We start from the raw sequence: 21,223 nt of genomic DNA, 5'->3' as shown, positions 1-21,223 counted from the left end.
GCGCAGGACGCCCCGCCCGCAGCCGAGGCACCGGAGGCGCCGAGCGCGCCGGGCGGAGCGGTTCAGCGGGTGAGCATCCAGGAGTACCGGGTGCGCGGCAACAGCGTGCTGGCGGCGCGGGAGATTGAGCAGGCGGTGATGCCGTACCTGGGCCCGGGGCGGACGCTGGCCGACGTGGAGGCCGCGCGCGATGCGCTGCAGGCGGCCTACCAGCAGCGCGGCTACCAGTCCGTGTACGTGGACCTGCCCGAGCAGCAGGTCAGCGGCGGGGTGGTGGTGCTGCAGGTGACCCAGACCCGGGTCGGGACGGTGAACGTGGTCGGGGCCCGGCACCACGACCCGGCACGGTTGCGCGCGGCGGTGCCGGCGCTGGCCACCGGGCAGGTGCCGGACTTCACCCGCGCCCAGGACCAGCTGGCCGCGCTCAACCGCACCGCGCGCCGGCAGGTGGTGCCGCTGGTCAAGCCCGGCGCCACGGAGGGGACCATGGACGTGGACCTGAAGGTGGAAGACACCGCGCCGTGGCGGGCCAGCCTGACGGTCAACAACGACCACAGCGTGGACACCACCCCGCTGCGCAGCATCCTGAGCGTGGGCCACGACAATTTGTGGCAGCGCGAGCACAGCGCCTCGCTGACCTGGTTCGCCGCCCCGGAGGACGTGGACGAGGCCAGCGTGTGGTCCGGGTCCTACCGGCTGCCGCTGGGCGGGCCGGACTGGCAGCTGGAAGTGGCCGGCTACCGCTCCGACAGCAACGTGGTCTCCAGCGGCACCACCCAGGTCACCGGCAAGGGCCACGCGGTGGGCCTCAAGCTCAGCCACACCCTGCCGCAGGCCGGGGCCTGGTGGCACCAGTGGACGCTGGGGGTGGACTTCAAGGACATGGACGAGGCGGTGGCCCTGACCGGGATGGCCAGCGACTTCGCGCCGCTGAAGTACGCGCCGGTGACCCTGGCCTACAGCGGGTTCCGCCAGGGCGAGCGGCACCAGTTCGCGCTGGGCCTGCAGGCGGTGTTCGGCGCGCGCAGCGTGCTGGGCTACGGCAGCGGGGCGGACGCGTTCGACTGGAAGCGCGCCTATGCCGATGCCAGCTTCTTCGTGCTCAAGGCCGATGTCAGCGACACCTACAGCCTCGCCAGCGGGGCGCAGTGGTACGCGCGGGTGTCGGCGCAGCTGACCGACCAGCCGCTGGTGTCCGGCGAGCAGTTCGCCGCCGGCGGCATGTACACCACCCGCGGCTACCGCTCGGCCGAGGCCATCGGCGACTACGGGGCGATGTTCACCCTGGAGTGGCGCAGCGCGCCGCTGACCCGCTGGGGCCTGCGCGAGTGGCGCTTCCACGGCTACCTGGACGGGGCCTGGCTGGGCCTGCGCCGGCCACTGCCCGAACAGGAGGCCGAGGCCTCGCTGGCGTCGCTGGGGGTCGGCACCAGCTTCCGGGTGGGCGAGCACTTCGACGTGCGCCTGGACTACGGCCACAGCCTGCTGGACGGGCCCACCACCACCCGCGGCGCGGACCGGCTGCACGTCAGCGTCGGCGCCAGCTACTGACCCTCATTTCTTTTTCTGGAGATTTTTCCATGCAACGCGTCCTTCTCCTGTTGTTGATGCTGCTGGGCCTGTCGCTGCAGGCCAGCGCCCGGGCCCAGGAACCCGGTCCGGCCTGGTGGCAGGCCGACTGGAAGTACCGCAAGCCGCTGACGGTGGACGCCGGCCCGCAGGGCGCGGGCCTGGCCACCGGCCCGGGCCGGCTGCCGGTGCTGGTGCGCCTGCACGCGGGCAACTTCGCCTTCGACGGGGTGGGCGAGGGCGGCCAGGACCTGCGCTTCATCGCCGCCGACGGGCACACCGTGCTCAACCACCAGGTCGAGCGCTACGACGCGGCCGCGGCCATGGCCCTGGTCTGGGTCGACGTGCCGGCGGTGACCCCGGGCGCGGCGCAGACCCTGTGGATGTACTACGGCAACCCGCAGGCCCCGGCCGCGGGCAACGGCCAGCTGGTGTTCGACCCGGACTACACCGCCGTCTACCACTTCGCCGGCACCACCGCCCAGGTCCAGGACACCACCGCCTACGGCAACCACGCCAGCGGCCCGTTGACCGCGCTGGAGGCGGCCCTCATCGGCCGCGGCGCGCAACTGGGCACCGCGCCCTTCCAGCTGCCGGCCTCGGCCTCGCTGGCAGTGCCGGCCGGCGGGACGATGAGCTTCTCGGCCTGGGTCAAGCCCGAGGCGGCCGGTCCGGGCCAGAGCGTGTACCTGCGCCGGGACGGGGAGCACCTGCTGTGGCTGGGCGTGGACAACGGGGTGCCGTTCGTGCAGGTGGACCAGGCGCGCAGCGCGCCGGTGGCCGCATTGCCGAGCGGGCAGTGGAGCCATCTGGCCTTCACCGCCGACGCCGGGGCGGTGGTGCTGTACGTGGGCGGGCGGGAAGTGGCGCGGGTGGAGACCCCACTGCCGGCGCTGGCCGGTCCGGCCTGGGTCGGCGGCGAAGGCACCCCGGCCCCGGCCGGGGCGGTGGCCGCCGCGCCGTTCACCGGCGCGCTGGACGAGGTGCGCCTGTCCAAGGTGGCCCGGCCGGCGGCCGCGCTGCTGGCCGAGGTGGCCTCGCAGGGCCCGGCCGCGCGGCTGGTGCGCCTGGGCGAGGACGAACAGAACGCCGGGGTGAGCCATTTCGGGTTCATTTTGAAGTCCATGCCGGTGGACGCCTGGGTGGTGGTCATCGTGTTGGGGCTGATGCTGCTGCTGTCCTGGGCCATCATGCTGGCCAAGGGGCGGTATTTCGGGCGGGTCAGCCGGGCCAACGCGGCCTTCGCCGTGCAGTACCAGCAGGTGGCCGGCCTGCCGGCGGCCAGCCTGCAGGAACGCGCCCGCCAGGGCACCCTGGACGCGGATATCCGCGAGCACGCCAGCCTGTGGCGGCTGTACGCCATCGCCATGGACGAACTCAAGGGCCGCCAGGCCCACGCCCACGGCCTGAGCGCGGCCGCGCTGGCGGCCATCCGCGCGGCCATGGACGCCGAGGTCATCCGCGAAGGCGAGCGCATGAGCCGGCGCATGAACTGGCTGTCCACCACCATTGAAGGCGCCCCCTACGTGGGCCTGTTCGGCACCGTCATCGGCATCATGCTGGTGTTCGCGGTGGCGGCCATGGCCGGGGCGGTGGACATCAACTCGGTGGCCCCGGGCATGGCCGCGGCGCTGCTGTGCACGGCCGCCGGCCTGGGCGTGGCCATCCCGGCCCTGTTTGGCTACAACTGGCTGGCCGCCCGCGCCGAGGCCATCGGCGCGGACATGGCCGTGTTCGTGGACGAGTTCAGCGCCCGCCTGGCCGAGGAGTTCGACGCCGCCGGTCCGGTGCCGTCGGTGCTGCACTCGGTGCGGGCCTGAGGACCGCGCCATGGCCGCCAAGCGATTGGGTGTCAAAAAACGCGAGAAGGGCATCAACGTCACCCCCTTCGTGGACGTGCTGCTGGTGGTGCTGGTCATTTTCATTTTGACCAGCAACGCCACCATCCCCGGCATTGAAGTCAACCTGCCCAAGGCCAGCAGCAGCCAGGCCCTGGAGAAGCCGCAGACCAAGGCCATCACGGTCGACAACGCCGGGCAGATTTTCCTGGACGCCTACCCGGTGAGCCTGGCCGAGCTGGAACAGCGCCTGCGCACCGAACAGGCCATCACCCCGGACTTCCCGGTCATCGTGCGCGGCGATGCCCAGGTGCAGTACGCCCGGGTGGTGGAAGTGCTGGACCTGCTGCGGCGCATCGAGCTGACCCAGGTCGGCCTGGTCACCGGCAAGGCGCAGGGGTGAGGCCATGACTGCGCCCGACCCCCGTCCCGGCCGCGGCCTGCGCGCGGGCTGGCCGGCCCTGCTCGGGGCGCTGCTGCTGGCCGCGCTGCTGGTGGGCCTGGTCGGCTACCTGCTGCTCAAGGACCCGGCCAGCACCCGCCGGCCGGTGGCCGCCGTGCCGGTGCTGACCCTGCCGCCGCCGCCCCCGCCGCCGCCCGAACCCGAGCCCGAACCCGAACCGGAAGTGGAACCGGAAGAGGTCATGCCCGAGCCCGAGCCGCTGGAGGACGTGCCCAAGCCGGCCGAGGAGGCGCCCACCCCGGACACCGCCGACCCGGTGACCATGAACGCCGACGCCCAGGCCGGCACCGACAATTTCGGCATCCAGTCCGGTCGCGGCGGCGGCATGAGCGGGGTCGGCGCCGGCGGCGCCGGCAACGCCTCCTACGGCCGCTACCTGGGCTACGTCCTGCAGCAGGCCATCGCCCGCGACGAACGCCTGCGCCCGCTGGCCTTCCAGCTGACCCTGCACGTCTGGCTCGGCCCCGGCGGGGAACTGAGCCGGGTCGAACTGGCCCGCGGCAGCGGCAACCCCGACGCCGACCAGGCCGTGCTGGAGGCCGTGCGCGCCCTGGGCCGGGTGGACGAACGCCCGCCGGCCTCGCTGACCTTCCCGGCCCGGGTGCTGGTGCAGGGCCGCCGGCCCGCCGGCTGACCCGCCCCCCATCCCGACCACTGCCCCCTTTTCCCGCCCCTTTTTCCTGCCTTGTGAGTTGCCCATGACCCGTCTTCCCCTTTCCCGCCTGCGCCACCTGGCCGCCGGCATCGGCCTGGCCCTGGTCCTGTCCACCGCCGCCCAGGCCCAGGAGGCCCCGGCTGCCGAGAGCACCCTGGTCAAGCTCATCCGCGGCCTCATCGACAGCGGCGCGCTCACCCCCCAGGTGGGCCAGGCCCTGCTGGAGGAAGCCCGCCGCGAGGCCGCCGCCCGCCCGGCCGCCAGCGCCGCCGGCCCGGCCCTGGAACCGGGCGAGGTGCGCGTGCCCTACATCCCCGAGTCCGTGCGCGAAGGCATCCGCGAGGAGGTCAAGGCCGAAGTGCTGGCCCAGGCCAAGGCCGAACGCTGGGCCGCCCCGGACGCGGTGCCGGAGTGGACCCAGCGCGTGCAGGTCACCGGCGATGTGCGCGTGCGCAACGAGTCGCGCCTGTTCTCCGAACGCAACAGCACCATCGAGACCGACTGGGCCCGCATCAACGCCGGCGATGGCTACGACATCAACCCCAACACCCACCTGGACCTGCCGCCGCTGCGCAACACCCGCCAGGACCGCAACAACTCCTGGCGCATCCGCGCCCGCCTGGGCGTGCTGGCCCAACTGGGCGAACACACCCGCGCCGGCGTGCGCCTGGCCACCGGCAACGACGACGGCCCGGTCTCCACCACCCAGACCCTGGGCGGCGGCCTGGCCAAGAAGGACGCCTGGCTGGACCAGGCCTGGCTGGCCTGGTCGCCGCTGCCGGGCCTGGAGTTCACCGGCGGACGCTTCGCCAACCCCTACTGGTCCACCGACATCCTGTTCTCCAACGACCTCAACTTCGACGGCCTGGCGGTCAAGTACGAACGGGCCGTGGGCCAGGGCCTGGACCTGTTCGCCACCCTGGGCCTGAGCCCGCTGGAATACTCGGCCGACAACTTCCCGGCCACCAGTCAGGACAAGCAGGCCAGCCGCGACAAGTGGCTCAACGGCCTGCAGGTGGGCGCCAACTGGCGTTTCGGGGAGGACCAGACCCTGCGCGCGGCGCTGGCCTACTACCAGTTCCGCAACATCTCCGGCGAGTACTCGGCCCCCTGCGCGCTGTACGCCGGCGCCCAGGTCTGCAGCACCGACGGCACCCGCCCGGCGTTCATGCAGAAGGGCAACACCCTCATGCTCCTGCGCAACATCGCCCTGGACCCGCTGGACCCGGCCAACACCCCGCTGCCGCAGTACGTGGGCCTGGCGGCCAATTTCAGGTTGGTGGACGTGAACCTGAGTTGGGAGACCCCGGCCCTGGCCGGCACCCGCCTGCGCCTGGAGGCCCACGGGGTCAAGAACACCGCCTATGACCCGCAGCGGATGTGGACCCGCGCCCACGGCGGGCTGGTCACCAACCTGGCCACCCCGGCCGGGGCCACCCCCACCGTGGCCGACCTGGACAGCGGCGACACCGCCTACCTGGTCCAGGCCACCTTCGGCGACCTGGCCCTGGCCCAGGCCGGCGACTGGAACGCCTGGCTGGGCTACAAGCGCATCGACCCGGACGCGCTGCCGGACGGGTTCAACGACTCCAATTTCCATCTCGGCGGCACCAACGCCAAGGGCTACTACCTGGGCGCCTCCTACGCCTTCGACCGCAAGGTCTGGCTGACCGGCCGCTGGATGGCCGCCAAGGAAGTCAGCGGCGCACCGCTGTCCATCGACGTCTTCCAACTGGAGGTCAATGCCGGGTTCTGACCGGACCCTGGCGACGCGTCCTGATGCCGCGTTGCGAAGCGTGCGAAACGGCGGGCCGGATCACGACACCGGCCCGCCGGGAGGACTGGTAGGCTGTGTCCTCCTTCCGTGATCGCGTGGCTGGACCATGACATCGCCGCGGCGCGTGACGCGCTTCCGGATCACCTCGTGTTTCCTGCTATCGGCCGCCCTGGCCGCCTGCACGCATGCGCCCGCGGACAGCGGCGCGAACGGAAACACCACGAGCGCGGGCACGACGGCGAGTACGGGACAGGAACCGCTGCCGGATTGGCTGCGCGCGAGAATCGCCGACTACGAACGACTGCCCGCAAACGGCGCGCCCGGTTCGATCTGGCGGATCACCCATCAGGGATCGCCGGCGTTCTACCTGGTGTCGCCCTGCTGCGATCAGTTCAACCCGCTGCTCGATGCGCGTGGCAAGGAGATCTGCAGTCCGTCCGGCGGTTTCACCGGCGCCGGGGACGGCAAGTGTCCCAAGCCGATGGACGCGGGTACCGAGGCGATCCGGGTCTGGGTGCATCCGGAAGAGGAACATCCGCCTGCCGCGGCTCCCGGACTGGGCCGATGAACCGATTGCCGTGCCTGCCGCGCGCGACCGGCGCGGTTCGCCGGGATGGGTAAGATAGGCTGCAGATCGTTTCGTTCCCGGGTCCGGTCATGGTCTACGCGTTCCTGGCTTCCGTCCTGATTTTCGCCGCCGTGGTGATGCTGCATGTCCAGCACAGCCGGGTGGGCGATCGCCTGCTGCAACGCTCCTTCGAGGGACTGCGGTTTCCGGCCGGGACCGGTACCTTGCGGGTGGATGAAATCACCGTGGTCAAGCGGGTGACCCATGAGGTTTCGCGGCACAGCGACCATGCACCGCTGGCGGCGTTCTGGTACTGCGTGGGTCCGGGACCGAACTACTACGTCGCCGTCGCCGAGTACCAGCGCAACGGCTGGCGCAGCGGACGCTACCAGTGGGTGGTGCGCCCGATCGACGAGGAGCGCATGCGCGGCGCATTGGGCGGCGATCCGGAGGCGCTGCACGCGGCGTTCGGCGATCACGTGGAAGGCGTGCTGCGCGCCTGAACCGGCGCGGCGGTCAGGCCGCCTTGGCTTCGCGGTGCTTGAGCACGTGATCGATCAGGCCCCACTCCCTGGCTTCCTCCGCGCTCATGTAGTGATCGCGATCGAGCGTTCGTTCGACTTCCGCGCAACTGCGTCCGCAATGCTCGGCGTACAGGCGGATGACGCGCTCCTTGGTTTTCCGCATTTCCTCGGCGTGGATGAAGATGTCCGAGGCCTGCCCCTGGAAACCGCCCAGCGGCTGGTGCACGTGCAGGCTGGCATTGGCCAGCGCCTTGCGCTCGCCCGGTTCGCCCGCCATCAGCAGGAACGAACCCATCGAACGGGCGGTTCCCATGCACAGCGTGTGCACCGGCGCCTTGATGTATTGCATGGTGTCGTACATCGCCAGGCCGGCAGTGATCAATCCGCCAGGTGAATTGATGTAGAGATGGATGGGCTTGTCCGGATTCTCCGCCTCCAGGAACAGCAACTGCGCGCATACCAGCGCCGAGACGGTGTCGTTGACCTCGCCGTTGAGGAAGATGATCCGTTCGCGCAGCAACCGCGAATAGATATCGAAGGAACGTTCCCCCCGGCTCGATTGTTCGAGCACCATGGGGACGAGTTGCATCGTTTCGCGCATGCGCGAACTCCCGGTTTCCAGAAAGTGGCGAGGGGCGCGCGGTGTCAGGCCGCGCGCATGAGGACGGGGGCGTCGTCGTTGGCGGCCGGCACGGCGGAGGTCAGCCGCGGATCCGGCGGCGCATGGATGATCCGCAGCGTGCTGCCGCCGCCTTCGTTGGGACGTATCCGGAAGGTCACGACGCTTTCGAGGAAGGGTGGTTCGTCATCGCGCACCCGATAGCGGATTTCCTCGCCGCCCACCGTGGATACCGGCGTGGCGTCGGCCAGGGCGCCGTCGGGTAGCCATTGTTCGCGGAATTCCGGGATGCTGATGGCGCGCCAGACCTGGGCCGGTGGCGCGTCCAGATCGTATTCGAGCACCAGATCGCCATCATCGGCCTGCGTTTCGGTCGCGGAGTCGTTCATTGGTCCATGTCCTTCAACAGCGCCTTCAGGGCGTCGATCCGGGCAGGCCAGTAGGCGCGGTACTTCGCCAGCCAGCGCGCGATGAGCGCCAGGCCGTCCGGATCGACTTCGTAATTCACGAACCGGCCCTCGCGTTCCTCGCGCACCAGTCCCGCGCCGCGCAGCACGGCCAGGTGCTGGGACATCGCCGGCTGGCTGATGTCCAGGCCCGTGCGCAGGGCGCTGGCGTTCATCCGTCCCGCCGCCAGCTTCTCGAAGATCGCGCGGCGGGTGGGATCGGCCAGGGCCTTGAAGATGTCGTTTTCGACCATGCGCAACACATTAGCGATTGCTTATGTGTTGCGCAAGTGCCTCCCGGGGAAGCGTGACCGCGCGGCTAGAAAGTGACCTTCACCGACGGCGCGCTGCGCTTGGCCTCGCCGTGATAGACCGCCTCGATGTTGTTGCCGTCCGGATCCAGCGCGAACGCGCCGTAGTAGCCCGGGTGATAGGCGCGTTCGCCGGGCGGGCCGTTGTCGCGACCGCCGTTGGCGAGCGCGGCGCGATGGAAGGCCTCAACCATCGCGCGGTCCTGCGCCTGGAACGCCAGGTGATGGCGGCCGGTGAGTTCGCCCTGCGCGGCCTCGCTGCTGGCGGTGGACACGAACAGCTCGTCGGCCCAGAAATAATCGTCGCCGCTGCCGCTCATCGGAATCTGCAAGGCATCGAAGACGGCTTGATAGAAACGGCGGCTGGCCTCCAGATCGCGCACCACCAGTTGCAGGTGATCGATCAGGCGACCGCGGTGGAGTTCGTTGGTTTCCATGGACGAAGGTCCCGTGATGGCGTGGATTCGTCTTATAGCATCGGCGCGTGGCGCGCCGCTTCACGATTTCTTCAAGCCGGAACAGCATTGTTTCAAGACGACGTCGGAGATGGCGATGGCGCGCGCAGGTATCCGATGACCGGTTGCTGCCGAGCAAGTGCGACGGATCAGGGTGAGCGCAGCAATGCCTCGATGCGCGCACGCAGGTCCGCCTGCATGTCCGCGCTGAAATCATGGGCGATGCCGGGATACGGGGTGAGCGCGGCATCTAAACCGCGCTCGCGCAAGGTCTCCACCGCCGCGCGGGTCGGGCCGATCGGCACCGTGGCATCGTCTTCACCGTGCAGCGCATGCAGCGGCGGACAATCTGCCGCGCAGGCCGGACGCGCGGGCAGCCACTCCGGCAACAACCGCGCCGCCACCGGGAACACCGCACGGAACTGAGCGGGATGATCCAGTGCCAGCAGGAACGCCAGATCGCCGCCATAGGAAACGCCGGTGACGATCGCCTTGCCGCGTCCCGGATGCCGCGCTTCCACCGCGCCGATGACCTCGAGCAACCGGCGTTCGCTTTCGCGAGTCAGCGCCGCCTGTTCACCGGCGGGACGCTGGCCATATCCCTGCGGGAACCATGACTTCCCGTGCGGACGCGGATGCGGGCCTTCCGGCAGCACCACCCGTGCCGGCACCCGCAGACCATTGAAGGCCTCGACCAGCACCTCCGGATGGGCGCCGGAATAGTGCAGGGCGATGATCAGCGGCAGCGCATCGTCGGGTCCGGCGCCACCGGTTTCGTAGACGAGGTACCGCGAACCCGCAGCCTGTTCCTCGCGTGGCGGCGAAGTTTGCGCCAGGACGCCCGGCGCCGGGACCAGGCAGGCCACCATCAGCAGGTATATGAACAGGCGCATGCGAAGTCGGAACGAGGAGGGACCGCCACGCTAGCGCCAGCACGGGCGCGCTGCAATGAATCCGGGATTTGACCGGATCCTCACCCGGCATGGGGCAACCTGTCCCGCACGGCCGACCCGCGCGCCGGCCCGGAGAAGCAGGATGAAAAGCGCGACACGCCACATGCTGTTGCTGGCCGGCATGTTGTGCCTATGGGCCAGTGCCTATTCGCTGGGACGGGACGCCGTGCACGAGCGCGCCGGACAGACCGCCCCGCCCAATCCGCCCAGTGCCATCCCGGACCCCGCCCGTCACACCGCCGGCACCGCTCCGGCCGGATTGCCGCGCGTTGCCGGCGCGGCGGCGATCGCGACACCGATGCTCGGACCCGAGACCGAGGCGGCGGCGCGGCTCGTGGTGCGCCATCCTCCCAGGCCATAGCGCAGACGCGCGCCGCGTCCCAGCGACGCGTAGCCGCCTCAGCCCTTACGCCGCCTGCAACTGGTCGACCTGCGCCATTGCCTGCCGCATCGCCACATCGGCGCGTTCCGGACTGATGCGCACGCCTTCCGCGCTGACCACGTCCAGGCGGGTTACGCCGAGGAAACCGAAGAGCGCGCGCAGATGGCTTTCCTGGTGTTCCAGCGCGGCCATCGGGCTCTCCGGTCCGTAGAAGCCGCCGCGCGCCGAGGCGACGATGATCCGCTTGTCGCCCAGCAATCCTTCCACGCCCTGTTCGCTGTGGCGAAAAGTCCTGCCCGGGATGGTCAGCGCGTCGAGCCACGACTTGAGCTGGCTGGGCACGCCGAAGTTGTACATCGGCGCGCCGATGACGATGACGTCGGCCGCCAGTGCTTCCTCCAGTGCGACGGCCAGTTCGCGCGTCGATGCCGACGCGGAATTGGTGACGAATGCGTCCGTCGAGAATTGCGGCAAGGGCGCGGCGGCGACGTCGCGGTAGGTCACCTGCGCGTGCGGCTGGTGCTTGCGCAGGTGGGTTACGATGGCGGCCGAAAGCGAACGGGTGACCGACTGGTCGCCCTGGATGCTGGAATCGATGTGCAGGATGTTCATGCGCGATTGCTCGTGTGGGGCGCATGAAACTATTGGCGTATCGCGCTTCCTTCAAGAAGGATGCTTTTCAATACCTAGTATGCAAAACCATACCGAACCCTGCGAAGGCAGCTACGAGGAAGTGGCTCCACGGCATGACCAGATTCGTGCCGCGATGCAATCGATCGGCGGAAAATGGAAGCTGGAGATCCTGTGGCTGCTCAGCCACAGGATGCATCGCTTCAACGAACTGCGCCGCGCGATTCCGGGTGTCACCCAGCACATGCTGACCCAGCAGTTGCGCGAACTGGAGGGCGACGGACTGATCAGCCGCACCGTCTATCCCGAAGTGCCGCCGCGCGTGGAATACGCAATCGCCGAGCCCGCGCGCCGCCTGCGCCCGGTGTTCGAAGCCCTTTTCGCCTGGATGGCCGAGGGCCGCAACGCCACGGAACCGGTGATGGCGGAAGCGGTGTCCGGCGCCACGCCCCTCGCGGGAGCGAGGTAAGCGGCGTCCGCCCATCGTTGCCCCGCGGGCGCTACTGGGCCAGGCCGATCTGCTTCATCAGCGCCTGGTTGTCCCAGTAGAGGTATTCCTCCTTCATCACCCCGTTCTCCCATACACCCACCGTCAGCATCGGCAATTTGAACGGCTTGTTCGTGGGCGGCAGCGACTTGCCGTTGCCCAGCGGCATCGGCTGGCTGAAGGTGCCTTCGATGATGCCGGATACCGCGGTCATGTTGCCTTGCGCGATGCGGATGGGATGCTCGCTGATCCGGGTGTCGGGAGCGAATACGAACATCGGCTTCAACTCCTCGATGTGCGCGGCCAGACCGGTGGTGGTGCGTCCGTCCGGGTAGTGCACCACGATGTCCTGGGCATGGCTGCGAGGCAGTTCATCCCACTTCTGGTGGCTGTAGACGTTGAAGTCCAGGTCGTCGAAGTTGTCCAGGTTCTTCTTCTGCTCGGCCTGCTCGGCCTTGATGCGGGCCAGCTCGGCATTGGCGGCGATATCCGTGGACGCCGCGGGCGGATTGGCGGGAGGCGTCGGCGAACACGCGCACAGGGCAAGGGCCAGCAGACTGCTCGCTGGCAGGACGATACGGCGGAACGATGACGGTGACATGGACTGGCTCCCCCAGGAACGGATGGGCTTGCGCCCGGACAGCGTCCGCCGCGCGCCGCACGGCGATCCGCCACGACAACGCCGCCATCCTGGGACACCGGATGTTTGCCCGGCGTCATGGCCAGGCGAACGGAAATTCCGGCGCGGTGGTGCATCAATCTGCTCGCAACGGCTCTCCTGCAGGAGCGACGTAAGTCGCGACCGCCATCCCACGGTCAGGCAGCAGCCGACAGCCCACCACCCAAGTCGCCGATGACCGCACATCCCGCGTACCGAACCAGCCTCACTCCCAAGCCGAAATCCGCAGCCTCACCTTGCCGCGGATGCCAGGCACGCTGGGGCGCCGGCTGCCGTCGGCGGCGACCGTATGGCTGTCGAAGGGAATGGCGATCTCGACTTCCTCGCCGCTGATCTTCTTCGCGTCGATTTCGGTATGCGCCGCGGCCACGCCGGCGTCCTGCCAGGCATAGCTGATCTTCCACTTGCCGCCAGCCTGCAATGGCGGGGTCAGATCCAGGATCAACGAATTGCGGAACAGGTAGCCGCCCTCGTAGTGCTCGTTGATCCACAGCTTGCGCTCGATCTCGTAGTCGGGCACCCGCACACCCAGGGTCATGCTGTAGGACAGCGAGCGGCGATCCGGATTGACCCGGGCACGGTTGGCGAGGAACACGCTGGACAGGTAGTGCGACTTCTGCTGCTTCCACTCGGCGTGCGAGAAGCACGACACCGAGTCCTCCTCCGACATGCGCCGGGTCAGGTACCACAGCTTGCCGCGTGGCGCCGCCAGCGCTTCGACCTGGTACAGCGCGTCGATCTGGCGGCCCTGGTCGGCGGCCTTCTGCACCGGTTCGGGCAGGCGTATCTCGTCCACGTCCAGCCACACGTCCACGCGCACGTCGCCGAACAGGAAGCGGGCGAGGTTCTGGAACGCCTCCTCGCTGTTGACGATGCCGAAAAAGCCCGAGTGCGCGCGGTAGGCGAACGCCTTGGCGCAATACGCGCCGATGGAGCCGTCCGCATTCAGCCCGCGCAGGGTCGCGTTCTTGATCAGCACCAGCCCATCGCTGCCGTGTCCGACGAAGGTGCGCGACAGGCCGGCGGCGGTGGCGTAGTCCATCCGGTTGGTGCCGACCATGCAGAATACCCGCCGCGACGGGAAGCGATCCTCGGGCAGCAGGTCCACGCGCTTGTGCTGCTTGAATGCCGTCTTGAGGTCCAGGTATTCCGGCATCCGCTTGTCGCGGTCGAAATTGTTGATGTCGAAGGCGGACAGCCACTGCGGCACGTTGACCCCGGCCACGTCGATGCCATTGTGCGGAGTCGCGTAGGTGAACAGTTTGTCCACGTACTTGCGCGCCTGCTTGGGATCCAGCACCGGATTCTGCAGGAATGCGCGGCAGACCAGCCCGCCCATCGAATGGGCGACCAGATAGCAGCGGAAGTTGGCCGGACTCACCCCGTTGTCGGGATTGCCGCAGATGAGGTCGCGGGTCTTGACGATCAGATCGCCAAGCTCGCGCGCGAACGTCTCTATCTTCGGCGTGTTGCCGGTGCCGAACAGGCCCGACGCGTTGTCGTAGTAGCGATGGATGATGATGGAGCGGCTGCCGAGCCGGTTGCGGGTGGGCTGGCCCTCCGCATCGGTTTCCCATTCCGGATCCAGGATGTCGCGCCCGTCCTCGTACACGTCCGAATAGCCGAATTCGGACATCAACCGCACGATCGGCGATTCGAACACGTACTTGCGCGGTTTGCGCGAGGGATCCGAGACCGCGCGATACACGGTCGAGCCCAGGTTGAATCCGCAGAACGGGTCCGCGGTGGTCTCGTCGATTTCGCCGCGGGTCATCGCGTAGCCGCGGACGTAGATGATCGGGTAGTAGGGCGCTTCCATCTTGGCCATCGTGAACTCCTGTCGGCGGGGGAACCGTATGCGCGGGACAGCTTAGTCCCAGACATGGCTACGGATTTGGACGCCGGTCACGGCCAATGCCTTCAGCCCGGTGCCGCCTCGTCGGCCAGGCGCCGGCAGAACGCGGCGGTGGCGTCGTCCATGGGAAAGCAGCATTCGATGCGCAGTTCGTCCAGGGTGACGTCGCGCGGCGCGGCGAACACCGTGATGCTGGAGAAGAACTGCAGGCGCCGGCCATCGCGCTCGAAGAGCGTGGTCAGCAGCGGCGAGCTCCGCTGCCCCGGATCGNCGCTGCGGCACGCCGGGATGGGCCAGGATTTCCTCCAGCAGCTGGCGCGGAACCGGATCGGAAGGATGCGCGGCGATCTCGGCGTGCAGGTGATGGACGAGATCGCCGGCCACTTCCTCCCAGTTGACCAGCGCGGCGCGAAGGTCGGTCGGATCGAACACGTGCCGCAGCATGTTGGCATGCGGACTGGCGCGCCCGGCCAGCAGGAAGCCGTTGACCCGCAGGGCGGCGGCATTGGCGCGCAGGATGTTCCAGTGCCGGTCCAGGACGAAGGCGGGATACGGTTCCTGCTGGGCGATGATGAAGTCGATGGCGCGCTGGATGCGCGCGAGTTCGGGCGCGTCCAGCGGTGTTTCCGGGTATTGCGCGACGTAGCCGGCGGCCTGGAGCAGGGCATTGCGTTCGCGCAGCGGCAACGCCAGCGCGTCGGCCAGCCGCACCACCATCTCGCGGCTGGGCTGGGACTTGCCGGTTTCCACATAGCTGAGATGGCGCGCGGAGATGTCCGCGGCCAACGCCAGATCGAGCTGGCTGAAACGGCGCGCCGCGCGCCATTCGCGCAGCAGCGGACCGGGACCCGGGACGGAAGCGATGGCGTTGATCATGGCGCCGAGCATAGCGGTCGCCCGGTCATCGCCGCCATGACCTCCGAGGTAATTGAGCGTGGATGCCGGGACGCCCATCCTGCCGCCACCCCAACGTGGATTACGGAGAACGGAAATGCAGCGCAGAGACGTATTGAAGCTGGGACTGGGCATGGCGGCGGTGGCCTGGGCCGGCGGTGCGGGGCGGACGTGGGCGGCGGCATCGGGCGGTTCCGTCGCGGCCGGTGCGGACACGCTGGACGCGGCGGCCTGGAACGCCGCGCGCCAGTGGACGCGTACGGCGTTCGGGCGCATTGCCCACGTCGAACGTGGCAGCGGTCCCGCGGCGTTGTTCCTGCATGGCTTCCCGCTCAACGGTTTCCAGTGGCGCGGCGCGCTGGAACGGTTGTCCGCGCACCGCCGCTGCATCGCGCCGGACATGCTGGGACTGGGATACACCGAAGTCGCGGAGGGCCAGGGCGTGACACCGGCGGATCAGGTGCGGATGCTGGCGGACCTGCTGGATCGGCTCGGCGTGAACAGCGTGGACCTGGTCGCCAACGACAGCGGCGGCGCGGTGGCGCAGTTGTTCGCGGTGGCGCATCCGACCCGCGTACGCAGCCTGCTGCTGACCAATTGCGATGCCGAGATCGACTGCCCGCCGCCGGCGCTGAAGCCCGTCATCGATCTGGCGCGCGAAGGGCGGTTCGTCAGCGAATGGCTGGCCCCCTGGCAGGCGGACCACGCGCTGGCGCGGTCGCCGCAGGGCCTGGGGGGCATGACCTTCACCCATCCGCACAATCCCAGCGACGAGGCCATCGACATGTACCTGCGCCCGCTGGTCGACAACGCCGCGCGCACCCACGCCTATGCGATCGGCCTGGACAGCAATGTGCTGGCCGGCGTGGAAGCCGCGTTGAAGCAGGGCCGTTACCCCTCCCGCATCCTGTGGGGCACCGGCGACGACATCTTTTCCAAGGCAAGCCCGGACTACCTGGCCGGGGTGTTCGGCGATTCGCGCGGCGTGCGCCGGATCGATGGCGCCAAACTGTTCTGGCCGGAAGAATTCCCGGATCTGGTGGCCGAGGAGGCACGCCGCCTGTGGGGTGTGTGACAACCCCATCCCTGTAGGAGCGACATAAGTCGCGACCGTAAATCCGAACCACCATCGCGGCCCACGCCGCTCCCACAGAAATCCCCACCCTGTAGGAGCGACATAAGTCGCGACCGTAAATCCGACCCGCCATCGCGGCTCACGCCGCTTCCACAGAAATCCCCACGCTGTGGGAGCGACATAAGTCGCGACCGTAAATCCGAACCGCCATCGCGGCTCACGCCGCTCCCACAGGAAATCCCCACCTGTAGGAGCGACATGAGTCGCGACCGTAAATCCGAACCACCCATCGCGGCTCACGCCGCTCCCACAGGAAATCCCCACCCTGTAGGAGCGACATAAGTCGCGACCGTAAATCCGAACCGCCATCGCGGCTCACGCCGCTCCCACAGGAAATTCCCACCCTGTGGGAGCGACGTCAGTCGCGATACCCTAAATCCGGAACCACCGGTCGCGGCTTACGCCGCTCCTACCGCTATCGGTTCCCGACGCAACGCGTTGTAGGATCCCCGGCGACACGACAGGAACATGAAGCATGTACGGCAAGGTCCTGGTGACGGGCAGCTCGGGGCATCTGGGCGAAGCCCTGGTCTCCACATTGCAGGCGCGCGGGCACGCGGTGGTGGGCGTCGATCTGCTGCCCGGCGCGCACACGCATCGGGTCGGCACGATTGCCGATCGCGCCTTCGTGCGCGAGGCGATGGCGGGCGTGGACGTGGTGCTGCACCCCGCCACCCTGCACAAGCCGCACGTGGCGACCCATTCGCGGCAGGAATTCATCGATACCAACCTGACCGGCACGCTCAACCTGCTGGAGGAAGCGGTGGCCGGCGGGGTGCGCGCGTTCGTCTACACCAGCACGACCAGCGTGTTCGGCGATGCGCTGGTGCCGCCGCCGGGCGAGCCGGCGGCCTGGATCACCGAGGACGTGCGGCCGGAGCCGAAGAACATCTACGGTGTCACCAAGGCCGCCGCCGAGGATCTATGCCAGCTGTTCCGGCGCAACCAGAAGCTGCCGTGCATCGTGCTGCGCACGTCGCGCTTTTTCGCCGAGGAGGACGACGATCAGCGGGCGCGGGAAAGCTTCAGCGACGCCAACCTGAAGGCCAACGAATTCCTGTACCGGCGGGTGGACATCGAGGACGTGGTGGACGCGCACCTGCGCGCGATCGAACGCGCGCCCGCGCTGGGCTTCGGCCGCTACATCGTCAGCGCCACCACGCCCTTCGCGCGCGTGGACATGGCGCGGTTGCGTGCCGACATGGCGGGCGTGCTGCGCGATCGCGTGCCGGGATTCGAGGCGGAATACGCGCGGCGCGGCTGGCATCTGCCGCCCGGCATCGATCGCGTCTACGTCAATGCGCGGGCGCGCGAGGAACTGGGCTGGCGGCCACGGCACGATTTCGCCGCCGTGCTGGCGCGTCTCCGATCGGGAGGCACGGTATTGAGCCCGTTGGCCGAACGCATCGGCGCCAAGGGCTATCACGCCGAATCCTTCGAGGATGGACCGTATCCGGTCGAGAGCCACTGAGTTTTTCCATCCTCTTCGGCACCAGGACAGCACCCGTCGAAACCAACGCATTGCCCCAGGATGCGGTCGGATTGAGATCCGCAAACCGTTATCGGACATTTCCGATTCATCGTGCCGGGTCCCGGCAGAAGAATGGGGGCTCTAGATAGACGAGCGATAGGGTCCGGATGGTCCTGTTCAACCTACTCCCTCGATGGGCGAGGGCCGGAACCGCCCTGCTTGCATTTCTCCTTCCCCGTGCAGGCGGATGCACCGATCTTGGGTTGGATGGCTTCCGGATCGGAATCACGGAGGATGAGGTTGTGTCACGCCTCGGGCAGCGATTTGGCGAGGTTGAACGGGTCCGGAAGGAGCGCTACCAGGTGCCGCGGGATTTCTACGCGGCAAGCGAACCCAGGGACGCCTACCGGTTGGGCGACCTTCCCGTCATCCAAGCCGAGGCCTACATCGGGTCTTCGGGAACGCTTGTGCAGATGAAGTTCGTACTGGATGCCGAACGGATCGACGCCCTGCGCAACCTGCTGCCCGACTTCGATGCCGCGGCGGCAGAGGAACCGTTCCGGGGCAACTGGGTGATTTCCCGCGAGGAGGGCGAATTCGTCCTTGCGGCCAGCCGCCTGTTTGGGACCGTCAGCGTCGAGTACTCGGGGCGCGCCCAGGCCGGGGAAAACGCGCGGGCACGGCGGATCAGCGATGAAAGATTCAAGCGCATCGATACACGGCTCGACCGCGTTATCGAGTTGCTGGACTCATCGCAGGGCCACTGACGGAGCAGGCCTTCGTGCGGAATCGGAAAGAAGCAGGGCGTGTGTTCGGGACATCGGCGGGAAACGCCCCTTCCCGGTGCAGGAAAGGGGCGGAACCGAGCGCGATCAGCCAAACAGCTTGTTCGCCACTTCCGCGATATGGCGGCCCTGGAAGCGCGCGCCTTCCAGTTCGTTGTCGCTGGGCTGGCGGGCGCCGTCGCCGCCGGTGATGGTGGACGCGCCGTAGGGGCTGGTGCCGGTGACTTCGTCCAGGCGCATCTGGCCCTGGAAGCTGTAGGGCAGGCCGACCGTGACCAGGCCGAAATGCAGCAGGTTGGTCAGGATCGAGAACAGGGTCGTTTCCTGCCCGCCATGCTGGGTGGCGGTGGAGGTGAAGGCGCCGCCGACCTTGCCGTTGAGCGCGCCCTTGACCCACAGGCCGCCGGCCTGGTCCAGGAAGTTGGCCATCTGCGAGGCCATCCGGCCGAAGCGTGTACCGGTGCCGACGATGATCGCGTCGTAGTTGGCGAGGTCGTCGATCTTGGCGATCGGCGCGGCCTGATCGAGCTTGTAGTGCGAAGCCCTGGCGACGTCTTCGGGCACCAGTTCGGGCACGCGCTTGATGTCGACGGTGGCGCCGGTTGAACGCGCGCCTTCGGCGACGGCTTCGGCCATCTTCTCGATATGGCCGTAGGCGGAGTAGTAGAGGACGAGGATCTTGGACATGGAAATCTCCACGGGTGGCAGGAGGGGGAGCGGGTCGTACTGCGGCAGCGCGGTGACTATAGGCCAGCCCCCTGCGCCGGATTGAGGCCCTTGGGGGAATTGGATTGTTCCATCCGTGCAGCTGACAGGACCCGGTCAGCGCGGTTGTTGGTGCATCCGCAACAACTGGATCGGCGGTGGCACAGGCCACTTAGACGTTAGCGGTGTTACATTTCGAAACACCCCGATGGAGCAGCGGCGGGCGCGCGGAACGATCCGCGTGCAGGCGTCCGGTGGCGGCTTCAGCGTGGCATCCCGTCCATGGAAGAACGAATGCCTATGCCCGCAGCCGATGCACCGGTCAGTCCCGAAGATCGCCATCACCTCATCGACGCGCTGCGCGGATTCGCGCTTGCCGGCGTGCTGCTCGCCAACCTGGGCTATCTCAGCCTCTACAACCTGCTGACCGAACCGGCGCGCGCCGCGCTGCCCACCGCGGGCTTCGACGCAATGGCGATCGGAGTCATCGAATGGCTGGTCAGCGCCAAGGCCATCACCGTGTTCTCGCTGTTGTTCGGACTGGGCTTCGCCATCCAGATCGAGCGCGCGCAGGCGCGCGGCGCGGGGCTGTCGCGGTTCGTCAGGCGCCTGTGCTGGTTGCTGATCATCGGAGTGGTGCACAGCTACTTCGTCTGGTGGGGCGACATCCTGATGACCTACGCGGTGGTCGGCCTGCTGCTGGTGCTGTTCCGGCGTGCGCCCGATGGCGTGCTGCTCTGGGGCGGCCTGTTCGTCGCGCTGGTCCTGCCCACCCTGCTGGTGCCCTGGCTGGGAGGCGGATTTCCCGGCCTGCCGTCGCGCGCCGAGATCGACGCAACGACATTGCAGGCTTTCCTTACCGACGACTGGCAGCGCGTGTTCACCGCCAACGCGGCTATGGTGAACTGGACCCGTCTGTCCGGCGGCATGTTGCTGTGCTTCGTGCTGGGCCGTTTCCTGCTGGGTTACTGGGCCGGTCGTCGCCGATTGCTGCAGCAGCCGCGAAACCACCAGGCGCTGTTCCAGAAGCTGTTCTGGGGCAGCCTGGCAATCGCGGTCGCCGGTACCTTGCTCCAGTTGGCAAAAGCGCACCTGGGCTGGGGCGCGGAGTTCCTGCCGCGCTGGATCAACGGATTCCTGTTCCGGCTCGACTCCCTGGCGCTAGGCATCACCTGGGCGGCCGGCTTCACCCTCCTGTTCCTGCGCCCGCGCGGCGAGCGCCTGCTTGGCGTGCTCGCGCCGGTCGGGCGCATGGCCTTGACCCACTACCTCGCGCAGAGCGTGGTAGGCATCTTCGTGTTCTACGGCATCGGCCTGGGCGTGGGGCCGGAGACCGGAGCGGTCGGTTGGTTGCTGGCGTGGGTCGGCATTTTCGGCGCGCAGATCCTGTTCAGCCACTGGTGGCTCGCGCGTTTCCGCTACGGACCCTGCGAATGGCTGTGGCGCAGCCTGACCTACGGGGCGCCGCAGCCGATGCGCCTGCCGCACGCCGCCGTCGCTTCGTGACCGCCACCACGGATTGCCACGCCAGGATCACGAATCGCTACGGTCTTTTTAACGCGCCGCGGAATAGTCTCGCTTGCCGTCGTCGAGAGGAGGCAAGCATGAATACCGATTACTTCTTCGCCCAGGACGATGCGGGCAACCGCTGCCGCGTCGATGTGCTGCGTGCCTGCGACATGAGGGAGCGGGAGGCGACGCTGCACGACAACGCGCCGGTCTACCTGCTGGAAGACGGTTCGCGCCTGCACCGGATCGATCGCGATACCTTCCGCGTGCTGGGCACCGGCGCCTACGTCACCGTGCTGCGCGATTGAGGTCCCGAGCCGAGCAAGCTCGGCTCTACATGGGTGGGTAGAGCGGAGCTTGCTCCGCTGATCGCGAACGCCCATCGGGCAAAGGTGCTTTCGGGAATTCGCAGCCGAGCAAGCTCGGCTCTACATGAATGGGTAGAGCGGAGCTTGCTCCGCTGATCAAGAACGCCCATCGGGCAACGGTGCTTTCGGGAATGCGCAGCCGAGC

General features: G+C 68.3%; 24 protein-coding genes. 14 read left to right on the top strand and 10 right to left on the bottom strand.

Translation table 11 applies throughout. The features are described from left to right. The 7 genes from ACTJI2_RS19780 to ACTJI2_RS19750 form a co-directional block, all read left to right on the top strand. Positions 1-1,551, top strand: a 1,551-nt coding sequence (locus ACTJI2_RS19780; RefSeq protein WP_440841224.1) for a ShlB/FhaC/HecB family hemolysin secretion/activation protein, incomplete at its 5' end; no start/stop codon positions are given. Between the two features lie 29 nt (positions 1,552-1,580). Further along, on the top strand, positions 1,581-3,389 hold the full coding sequence (locus ACTJI2_RS19775; RefSeq protein ID WP_440841225.1) for a DUF2341 domain-containing protein: 1,809 nt from the start codon (positions 1,581-1,583) through the stop codon (positions 3,387-3,389). Positions 3,390-3,399: 10 nt separating this feature from the next. Continuing rightward, complete coding sequence (locus ACTJI2_RS19770) at positions 3,400-3,810, top strand: ExbD/TolR family protein (RefSeq protein WP_183645121.1); 411 nt, start codon at positions 3,400-3,402, stop codon at positions 3,808-3,810. A gap of 4 nt (positions 3,811-3,814) precedes the next feature. Continuing rightward, positions 3,815-4,504: a TonB C-terminal domain-containing protein gene (locus ACTJI2_RS19765; protein ID WP_203323832.1), complete on the top strand. Its 690-nt coding sequence runs from the start codon at positions 3,815-3,817 to the stop codon at positions 4,502-4,504. 64 nt (positions 4,505-4,568) lie between these two features. Next, positions 4,569-6,281, top strand: coding sequence for a putative porin (locus tag ACTJI2_RS19760; RefSeq protein ID WP_440841226.1), 1,713 nt, complete (start codon positions 4,569-4,571; stop codon positions 6,279-6,281). A 127-nt stretch (positions 6,282-6,408) separates the two neighbouring features. Beyond that, positions 6,409-6,870: a DUF6970 domain-containing protein gene (locus ACTJI2_RS19755; protein WP_440843102.1), complete on the top strand. Its 462-nt coding sequence runs from the start codon at positions 6,409-6,411 to the stop codon at positions 6,868-6,870. An 89-nt stretch (positions 6,871-6,959) separates the two neighbouring features. After that, positions 6,960-7,373 carry a hypothetical protein gene (locus ACTJI2_RS19750; protein ID WP_440843101.1) on the top strand — a complete coding sequence of 138 codons (414 nt, stop codon included), beginning with the start codon at positions 6,960-6,962 and terminating at the stop codon, positions 7,371-7,373. A 13-nt stretch (positions 7,374-7,386) separates the two neighbouring features. On the opposite strand, the gene ACTJI2_RS19745 is transcribed toward ACTJI2_RS19750, so the two are convergent. The 5 genes from ACTJI2_RS19745 to ACTJI2_RS19725 all read right to left on the bottom strand — a co-directional run bounded on the left by ACTJI2_RS19745 (position 7,387) and on the right by ACTJI2_RS19725 (position 10,118). Then, a complete protein-coding gene (locus tag ACTJI2_RS19745; RefSeq protein WP_192197237.1) occupies positions 7,387-7,995 on the bottom strand; it encodes an ATP-dependent Clp protease proteolytic subunit in 609 nt (202 codons plus the stop codon). A 44-nt stretch (positions 7,996-8,039) separates the two neighbouring features. Beyond that, complete coding sequence (locus tag ACTJI2_RS19740) at positions 8,040-8,402, bottom strand: SRPBCC family protein (protein WP_440843100.1); 363 nt, start codon at positions 8,400-8,402, stop codon at positions 8,040-8,042. After that, complete coding sequence (locus tag ACTJI2_RS19735) at positions 8,399-8,713, bottom strand: ArsR/SmtB family transcription factor (protein WP_183644623.1); 315 nt, start codon at positions 8,711-8,713, stop codon at positions 8,399-8,401. The genes ACTJI2_RS19740 and ACTJI2_RS19735 overlap by 4 nt, the downstream gene beginning before the upstream one ends. A gap of 65 nt (positions 8,714-8,778) precedes the next feature. Next, positions 8,779-9,207, bottom strand: coding sequence for a VOC family protein (locus ACTJI2_RS19730; RefSeq protein ID WP_440843099.1), 429 nt, complete (start codon positions 9,205-9,207; stop codon positions 8,779-8,781). Between the two features lie 167 nt (positions 9,208-9,374). Further along, a complete protein-coding gene (locus ACTJI2_RS19725) occupies positions 9,375-10,118 on the bottom strand; it encodes an alpha/beta hydrolase (RefSeq protein ID WP_440843098.1) in 744 nt (247 codons plus the stop codon). A gap of 142 nt (positions 10,119-10,260) precedes the next feature. Between ACTJI2_RS19725 and ACTJI2_RS19720 the strand changes: the two genes are divergently transcribed. After that, a complete protein-coding gene (locus ACTJI2_RS19720; protein WP_440843097.1) occupies positions 10,261-10,539 on the top strand; it encodes a hypothetical protein in 279 nt (92 codons plus the stop codon). A 45-nt stretch (positions 10,540-10,584) separates the two neighbouring features. Here the strand turns inward: ACTJI2_RS19720 and ACTJI2_RS19715 are convergent, their stop codons facing one another. Then, positions 10,585-11,172: an FMN-dependent NADH-azoreductase gene (locus tag ACTJI2_RS19715; RefSeq protein ID WP_440843096.1), complete on the bottom strand. Its 588-nt coding sequence runs from the start codon at positions 11,170-11,172 to the stop codon at positions 10,585-10,587. Between the two features lie 79 nt (positions 11,173-11,251). Here ACTJI2_RS19715 and ACTJI2_RS19710 point away from each other — a divergent pair, with 79 nt between their 5' ends. Next, a complete protein-coding gene (locus ACTJI2_RS19710) occupies positions 11,252-11,659 on the top strand; it encodes a winged helix-turn-helix transcriptional regulator (protein WP_440843095.1) in 408 nt (135 codons plus the stop codon). A 31-nt stretch (positions 11,660-11,690) separates the two neighbouring features. Here the strand turns inward: ACTJI2_RS19710 and ACTJI2_RS19705 are convergent, their stop codons facing one another. From ACTJI2_RS19705 to ACTJI2_RS19695, 3 genes are all read right to left on the bottom strand, one after another. Further along, positions 11,691-12,278 carry an ester cyclase gene (locus ACTJI2_RS19705; protein WP_440843094.1) on the bottom strand — a complete coding sequence of 196 codons (588 nt, stop codon included), beginning with the start codon at positions 12,276-12,278 and terminating at the stop codon, positions 11,691-11,693. A gap of 283 nt (positions 12,279-12,561) precedes the next feature. After that, the gene (locus ACTJI2_RS19700; protein ID WP_183644599.1) at positions 12,562-14,184 is read right to left on the bottom strand and encodes an esterase/lipase family protein; all 1,623 of its coding nucleotides are present in this window, start codon (positions 14,182-14,184) and stop codon (positions 12,562-12,564) included. Between the two features lie 42 nt (positions 14,185-14,226). Beyond that, the gene (locus ACTJI2_RS19695; RefSeq protein WP_440843093.1) at positions 14,227-15,087 is read right to left on the bottom strand and encodes a helix-turn-helix domain-containing protein; all 861 of its coding nucleotides are present in this window, start codon (positions 15,085-15,087) and stop codon (positions 14,227-14,229) included. A 115-nt stretch (positions 15,088-15,202) separates the two neighbouring features. On the opposite strand from ACTJI2_RS19695, the gene ACTJI2_RS19690 reads away from it, so the two are divergent. From ACTJI2_RS19690 to ACTJI2_RS19680, 3 genes are all read left to right on the top strand, one after another. Then, the gene (locus tag ACTJI2_RS19690; protein ID WP_440843092.1) at positions 15,203-16,180 is read left to right on the top strand and encodes an alpha/beta fold hydrolase; all 978 of its coding nucleotides are present in this window, start codon (positions 15,203-15,205) and stop codon (positions 16,178-16,180) included. 535 nt (positions 16,181-16,715) lie between these two features. Beyond that, positions 16,716-17,711 (top strand): NAD-dependent epimerase/dehydratase family protein, encoded by a 996-nt coding sequence (locus ACTJI2_RS19685; protein ID WP_440843091.1) that lies wholly within the window; start codon positions 16,716-16,718, stop codon positions 17,709-17,711. Between the two features lie 167 nt (positions 17,712-17,878). Continuing rightward, entirely contained in the window at positions 17,879-18,478 is a 600-nt protein-coding gene (locus ACTJI2_RS19680) for a hypothetical protein (protein ID WP_440843090.1), read from the top strand. Positions 18,479-18,583: 105 nt separating this feature from the next. Here ACTJI2_RS19680 and wrbA read toward each other — a convergent pair whose 3' ends face one another. Next, positions 18,584-19,183, bottom strand: a complete 600-nt coding sequence (gene wrbA / locus ACTJI2_RS19675; RefSeq protein ID WP_440843089.1) for an NAD(P)H:quinone oxidoreductase — start codon at positions 19,181-19,183, stop codon at positions 18,584-18,586. 312 nt (positions 19,184-19,495) lie between these two features. Between wrbA and ACTJI2_RS19670 the strand changes: the two genes are divergently transcribed. Continuing rightward, positions 19,496-20,707 carry a DUF418 domain-containing protein gene (locus ACTJI2_RS19670; protein ID WP_440843088.1) on the top strand — a complete coding sequence of 404 codons (1,212 nt, stop codon included), beginning with the start codon at positions 19,496-19,498 and terminating at the stop codon, positions 20,705-20,707. 98 nt (positions 20,708-20,805) lie between these two features. Then, positions 20,806-21,018, top strand: coding sequence for a hypothetical protein (locus tag ACTJI2_RS19665; protein ID WP_141454075.1), 213 nt, complete (start codon positions 20,806-20,808; stop codon positions 21,016-21,018). Positions 21,019-21,223: the final 205 nt, after the last annotated feature.

The sequence above is a fragment of the Pseudoxanthomonas sp. 22568 genome (genome assembly GCF_052044485.1).
Lineage (GTDB): Bacteria > Pseudomonadota > Gammaproteobacteria > Xanthomonadales > Xanthomonadaceae > Pseudoxanthomonas_A > Pseudoxanthomonas_A beigongshangi.
The sequence above is the reverse complement of the archived record's forward strand: the minus strand, read 5'-3'. Positions and strand labels throughout refer to the sequence as shown.

Coding starts and splice junctions, on each gene's coding strand:
- ACTJI2_RS19725 (WP_440843098.1), bottom strand. CDS start 10,118: ATGCGCCTGTTCATATACCTGCTGATGGTGGCCTGCCTGGTCCCGGCG.
- ACTJI2_RS19765 (WP_203323832.1), top strand. CDS start 3,815: ATGACTGCGCCCGACCCCCGTCCCGGCCGCGGCCTGCGCGCGGGCTGG.
- ACTJI2_RS19775 (WP_440841225.1), top strand. CDS start 1,581: ATGCAACGCGTCCTTCTCCTGTTGTTGATGCTGCTGGGCCTGTCGCTG.
- ACTJI2_RS19680 (WP_440843090.1), top strand. CDS start 17,879: ATGGTCCTGTTCAACCTACTCCCTCGATGGGCGAGGGCCGGAACCGCC.
- ACTJI2_RS19730 (WP_440843099.1), bottom strand. CDS start 9,207: ATGGAAACCAACGAACTCCACCGCGGTCGCCTGATCGATCACCTGCAA.
- ACTJI2_RS19755 (WP_440843102.1), top strand. CDS start 6,409: ATGACATCGCCGCGGCGCGTGACGCGCTTCCGGATCACCTCGTGTTTC.
- ACTJI2_RS19740 (WP_440843100.1), bottom strand. CDS start 8,402: ATGAACGACTCCGCGACCGAAACGCAGGCCGATGATGGCGATCTGGTG.
- ACTJI2_RS19710 (WP_440843095.1), top strand. CDS start 11,252: ATGCAAAACCATACCGAACCCTGCGAAGGCAGCTACGAGGAAGTGGCT.
- ACTJI2_RS19770 (WP_183645121.1), top strand. CDS start 3,400: ATGGCCGCCAAGCGATTGGGTGTCAAAAAACGCGAGAAGGGCATCAAC.
- ACTJI2_RS19665 (WP_141454075.1), top strand. CDS start 20,806: ATGAATACCGATTACTTCTTCGCCCAGGACGATGCGGGCAACCGCTGC.
- ACTJI2_RS19745 (WP_192197237.1), bottom strand. CDS start 7,995: ATGCGCGAAACGATGCAACTCGTCCCCATGGTGCTCGAACAATCGAGC.
- ACTJI2_RS19705 (WP_440843094.1), bottom strand. CDS start 12,278: ATGTCACCGTCATCGTTCCGCCGTATCGTCCTGCCAGCGAGCAGTCTG.
- ACTJI2_RS19760 (WP_440841226.1), top strand. CDS start 4,569: ATGACCCGTCTTCCCCTTTCCCGCCTGCGCCACCTGGCCGCCGGCATC.
- ACTJI2_RS19735 (WP_183644623.1), bottom strand. CDS start 8,713: ATGGTCGAAAACGACATCTTCAAGGCCCTGGCCGATCCCACCCGCCGC.
- ACTJI2_RS19750 (WP_440843101.1), top strand. CDS start 6,960: ATGGTCTACGCGTTCCTGGCTTCCGTCCTGATTTTCGCCGCCGTGGTG.
- ACTJI2_RS19685 (WP_440843091.1), top strand. CDS start 16,716: ATGTACGGCAAGGTCCTGGTGACGGGCAGCTCGGGGCATCTGGGCGAA.
- ACTJI2_RS19720 (WP_440843097.1), top strand. CDS start 10,261: ATGAAAAGCGCGACACGCCACATGCTGTTGCTGGCCGGCATGTTGTGC.
- wrbA (WP_440843089.1), bottom strand. CDS start 19,183: ATGTCCAAGATCCTCGTCCTCTACTACTCCGCCTACGGCCATATCGAG.
- ACTJI2_RS19715 (WP_440843096.1), bottom strand. CDS start 11,172: ATGAACATCCTGCACATCGATTCCAGCATCCAGGGCGACCAGTCGGTC.
- ACTJI2_RS19700 (WP_183644599.1), bottom strand. CDS start 14,184: ATGGCCAAGATGGAAGCGCCCTACTACCCGATCATCTACGTCCGCGGC.
- ACTJI2_RS19690 (WP_440843092.1), top strand. CDS start 15,203: ATGCAGCGCAGAGACGTATTGAAGCTGGGACTGGGCATGGCGGCGGTG.
- ACTJI2_RS19670 (WP_440843088.1), top strand. CDS start 19,496: ATGCCTATGCCCGCAGCCGATGCACCGGTCAGTCCCGAAGATCGCCAT.